The sequence below is a fragment of the Achromobacter sp. UBA5777 genome (assembly GCF_002418565.1).
In the GTDB taxonomy this organism is placed as follows: Bacteria; Pseudomonadota; Gammaproteobacteria; order Burkholderiales; family Burkholderiaceae_B; genus Achromobacter; species Achromobacter animicus.
In genome coordinates this window covers 1-4,723 of the sequence record NZ_DIEJ01000002.1, presented here as the reverse complement: position 1 = coordinate 4,723, position 4,723 = coordinate 1, and the positions used below count along the sequence as shown (strand labels likewise).

Sequence of the window (4,723 nt, the reverse complement as noted above, 5' to 3'; positions counted from 1 at the left end):
CGACGGGCGAACTGGGCGCATCCAGCGGCGCCATCACGCTGGATGCCCAGGCGCCGCAACTGGATGCTTTCTGGCCCGACGTGCCCGGCGGCGCCGACGTGAAGGCCCGCATCGACGGCACGGTGGCCGCGCACCGCGGCGAGATCACCGCCAGCTATACGCCGCCCCGGCCCCGGCCGGGCATCATCGGGCAATCCCGCGCGCAGGCCAATCTGACGTTCAACGGCGGCTGGGGCAGGGGCCCCGCAGGCCAACCCGACGCGGCGCTGGTGGGCTGGCGCGGCACGTTTTCACGCCTGAGCGCGGATACCGCGGGATTCGCCGTCTCCCTGGATCGCCCGGTCACCCTGTCCTTCCTGCCCGCTGCCGTTGCGCCGCAGTGGCAATGGCAGGTCGGCCAGACCACCGTGAGCCTGACCCTGCCGGGCAAGGAGCGCCTGTCCGTGGCGCACCAGGGATCGCGCGGCGGCGGCAAGCGCTGGGAAACCGCCGGGCAGTCGGAAAACCTGGTCATCACGGCTGGCGTGGCGCGCCAGGTGGTTGGCGCATTCGATCCGGAAGCCGCGGCCAAGCTGGGCCGCAACGCCGGCCGCGTGAACGCGATGGTTCCCGATGGCCAGCGCCGCATCGCGCTCGACCTGCTGTGGGACTTGAAATTCGACGGACGCCTGGCCGGCCGGGCCCGTATCGCGCGCCGTGCGGGCGACCTGCTGATTCCGGGCGATCCGCCGGTGCCGCTGGGCGTGAAGTCGCTGGTCGTCGACGTGACCGCCACGCCCACGTCGGCCAACGCCAGCCGGCTGGACGCCCGCCTGGATCTGTCGACGGAAAAGATGGGGTCGATCAACGGCACCGGCACGGCGGTCCTGCTGGTGGACGCGCAGGGCGGGATGGCGCTGGATTCGCGCCAGCCGCTGCGGGCGCGCCTGAATGCAGACATCGCCGACCTGGCGTGGGTTGGCCTCTTCGTGGGCGACGCCATGGAAGTGGGCGGCACGCTCAAGGCCAACATCGACGTGCAGGGCACGCTCGCCGGCCAATGGGGCGCCACCGGCTCGATCCAGGGCGACAAGCTGCGGCTGGTGCGCATCGACGACGGCGTGCGGCTGATCGACGGCACGCTGTCCGCCCGCCTGGACGGCCAGCGGCTCATTCTGGACAGCCTGCGCTTTCCGGCGTCGCTGCGCGTGATGCCTGCCGAATGGCGCACCAAAGAATGGATCACGACCAACGCGGGCGCCAAGGGCGGCTACGCCGAAGCCAAGGGCGACTGGAACATCATGGACGGCGGCGGCGCGATCAAGCTGACGCTGTTCCGATTCCCGGCCCTGCAGCGATCGGACCGCTACGCCATGGTGTCCGGCACGGTCGAGGTGCGGGCGGCCATGCCGCGCCTGGAGATCGTGGGCAACCTGAGCGCCGACGCGGGCTGGTTCAGCCTGGAGATCCTGCAGGGCGTGCCGACGCTGGATGATGACGTGCGCGTGATCCGCGCGGGCGACGATCCCAACAAGGTCTCGACGCCGCTGCAGACCAGCATGGACCTGAAGTTCGACATGGGGCCGCGCTTCTACATCACGGGCATGGGGCTGGACGCCGGCCTGCTCGGTTCCATTCAGATCCGTCTGAACGAGGGCCGGCTGACAGGCTGGGGCCAGTTGCGCACGCGCGGCGGCGGCATCGAGGCCTACGGCCAGCGGCTGCGCCTGAGCCGCGGAACCCTGACGTTCCAGGGCCGTTTGGACAACCCCATCCTTGACATCGAGGCGCTGCGCACGGGTGAACTGGTCGAGGCCGGCGTGCGCGTGGTGGGCACGGCCCAGCGTCCGCGCATCGACCTGGTGTCCTATCCGGAAGTCAGCGACGTCGAAAAGCTGTCGTGGCTGCTGCTGGGCCGAGGGCCGGACGAAAGCGGCGGCGACGCGGCCTTGCTGGTGTCGATCGGCACCGCGCTGCTGGGGGGCGGGCAGCCGTTCTACAAGCAGTTCGGCCTGGACGACGTGGCGGTGCGCACCGGCAACATGGGCAGTTCGGGCAGCATCCTGCCGGACCGCACGGTGGCCGGCAACGTAAACCGCGATATCGGCAGCGACCTGTCCACGCAATTCCTGGTGGCAAGCAAGAACTTCGCCAATGGCATCACGCTGAGCGTCGAGCAGGCGCTGTCCGGCAGCGATACCGTTGGGCGCGCCAGCTACCGGCTGGCGCGTGGTCTGTCCCTGGATTTGAAGGGCGGCTCGGTCAACGGGATTTCGCTGGTGTATCGCACCCTCTTCGGCAATTGAGGCGGGGCCCGGCTTGAGGCGGGACAAGTGTGTCCCGCCGGGCCGGGAACGGGTCCGGCGCGCTCGGGATAAAATGATGCCCATTCCAAATCCCTAGCACCACACCCACCATGAGCATCAAAAGCGACCGCTGGATCCGCCGCCAGGCCGAAGCCGGCATGATCGAACCCTTCGAACCGGGGCAGGTTCGTACGGCCAATGGCGGGCGCATCGTCAGCTACGGCACCAGCAGCTACGGCTACGACGTGCGCTGCGCCGACGAATTCAAGATCTTCACCAACATCAATTCGACCATCGTCGACCCCAAGAACTTCGACGAAGGCTCGTTCGTGGATTTCAAGGGCGACGTCTGCATCATTCCGCCGAATTCCTTCGCCCTGGCGCGCACGGTGGAATACTTCCGCATCCCGCGCAGCGTCCTGACGGTCTGCCTCGGCAAGAGCACGTACGCGCGCTGCGGCATCATCGTCAACGTGACCCCGCTCGAACCCGAATGGGAAGGCCACGTCACGCTGGAATTTTCCAACACCACGCCGCTGCCCGCCAAGATCTACGCCGGCGAAGGCTGCGCACAGATGCTGTTCCTGGAAAGCGACGAGGTCTGCGAAACCTCGTACCGCGATCGCGGCGGCAAGTATCAAGGCCAGCGCGGCGTCACGCTGCCGCGCACCTGATTCTTCAGCCTCCTTCCGCCGGGCGCGGGTTATCGCCGGGGCAGTCGCGCAGGTAGTCGCGCAGGTAGTCGATATCCCACTCGCCTTCGCCGGTTTGCACGAAGCCGTGCCGGCGATAGAAGCGGTTCGAATCGCTGCCGCGCAACGCGCTCAATGCCACCCCGACGCCGCGGCGGTCGGCGTCCTGCAAGATCCGGCGCAGCACCTGGCCGCCCACGCCGCGCCCCTGCGCAGAGGGATGCACGTACAGATGATCCAGCCGCAACCCCTCGCCCTCCGGCCGCAGACAATAGAACCCGATGCGTTTGCCGTCTTCTTCGATGTGCCAGGTGCACTCGGGGCGGAACGTGCCGCGCAGCCGGGCGCGCGCGCGGTCCGGATCAAAGCGGCCCAGGCGTTCAAGGCTGTCGCGCATGGCCTCGATCCGCAGCGCCAGCAGCGCTTCGAAGTCGGCCTCGGCCGCAGGCGTGAAGCGCAGCGACGCAGGCGCCAGTTCGTCATACCCCCGGCCCAGAAACTGCAGGATGCAGATGCCGTGGCCATAAGGATCAGCCAGATGCGCAATGCGGCCCCAGTCATGCGTGATGGGCGGATCCTCCAGGCGCGCGCCCGCGGCGACCGCCCGGGCCACCGCCTGGTCCACGTCATCCACCACGACGTCCAGATGCACAGGCGTCCAATGCCGGGCGTAGTCTCGGGGCTGACGCACGGCCCCCGCAGCAGCCGTGCCCGCAGCTTTTTCGAGCAGGTAGATGGGGGCGTCGGCGCCCAGCAGTTCGGCCCCCGTGGAACCCAGCCGGCGGTTCAGGGTCAAGCCGAAGGCCGACTGGTAGAAACCGATCGCGTGTTCGAGATCGGGAACATCGATATTGACCAGGATTCTCATGGGGACATTCTGCGCTAAAGAACCTTATGCCGCGTCCGTAAAAAGATTACATGTGTTTGCCGATTTGGCGACGTCATTTCTGCAAGCGTTAGCAAGGCCCACTCCGTGCGTTACCCCCATATTCCCTGGCTGCCCCTGTTGTTCTATCCCGCGTTGCCGGTGGCCGCAGCGGTCGGGCTGCTGTTCTGGCGGGATTGGCCACCCGCGCTCAGCCTGATCGTACCGTTCGTGCCATGGGTCATGGCGCTGATCGGTTCGGCGATCTGCCTGATGTATCAACGCTCGCAGACCATGGCGCTGATGCTGTGCGTGCTGGCCGTCACGGCGGCCTGGCCCACGCTTGCCCGGGAAGCCCCGTGGGCCATGGGGCCGGTGCTGGCCTGGTGGTCGCTCGTCTACACCATCAATGCCCTGTGGTCCGAACGGTCCAGCATGCTGATCGACGTGGCGCTGCGCATCGGCTTGATCGCCGCGGGCGTGGCCGTGATTGCGCTGGTGGGCAAAGACGGCGTGGGCGAAATCTTCAGCACCGTCGCGCTGCAGGGCATGCTGGCGCGCCTGGGCGTGCCGGCCGAAGCGCTGATCGCGCTGCTGGGCACCGGCCTGACGTTGACGCTGCTGCTGTTGCGCTATGGGCGCCCGCAGCAGGCAGGGCAGTGGCTGGGCTTCGTGTGCATGGCCTGGGCGCTGCCGCGCGGCGCGGCGCATCCGCTCGAACTGGCGCTGATGTCCGCCGCGGCGCTGACGGCCCTGTGCATCTCGTTGGCGCACGAAGGCTTTCACATGGCGTTCCGCGACGAGCTCACGGGGCTGCCCGGCCGCCGCGCGCTGAACGAGCGGCTGCAACGCATGGGCCGCCTCTACACGCTGGCAATGGC

The 4,723-nt window shown here is 68.1% G+C and carries 3 protein-coding genes and 1 pseudogene; 3 read left to right on the top strand and 1 reads right to left on the bottom strand.

The annotated features are described in order from the left end of the window. Positions 1-2,285: translocation/assembly module TamB domain-containing protein (locus tag B3446_RS00075; protein WP_291376030.1), on the top strand; the 2,285-nt coding region annotated here is incomplete at its 5' end. 110 nt (positions 2,286-2,395) lie between these two features. After that, positions 2,396-2,959, top strand: a complete 564-nt coding sequence (dcd, locus tag B3446_RS00070; protein ID WP_008166733.1) for a dCTP deaminase — start codon at positions 2,396-2,398, stop codon at positions 2,957-2,959. A 4-nt stretch (positions 2,960-2,963) separates the two neighbouring features. Here dcd and B3446_RS00065 read toward each other — a convergent pair whose 3' ends face one another. Continuing rightward, the gene (locus B3446_RS00065; protein WP_291376017.1) at positions 2,964-3,845 is read right to left on the bottom strand and encodes a GNAT family N-acetyltransferase; all 882 of its coding nucleotides are present in this window, start codon (positions 3,843-3,845) and stop codon (positions 2,964-2,966) included. Between the two features lie 105 nt (positions 3,846-3,950). On the opposite strand from B3446_RS00065, the pseudogene B3446_RS00060 reads away from it, so the two are divergent. Further along, positions 3,951-4,723, top strand: a pseudogene (locus B3446_RS00060) (GGDEF domain-containing protein); the annotation flags it as partial.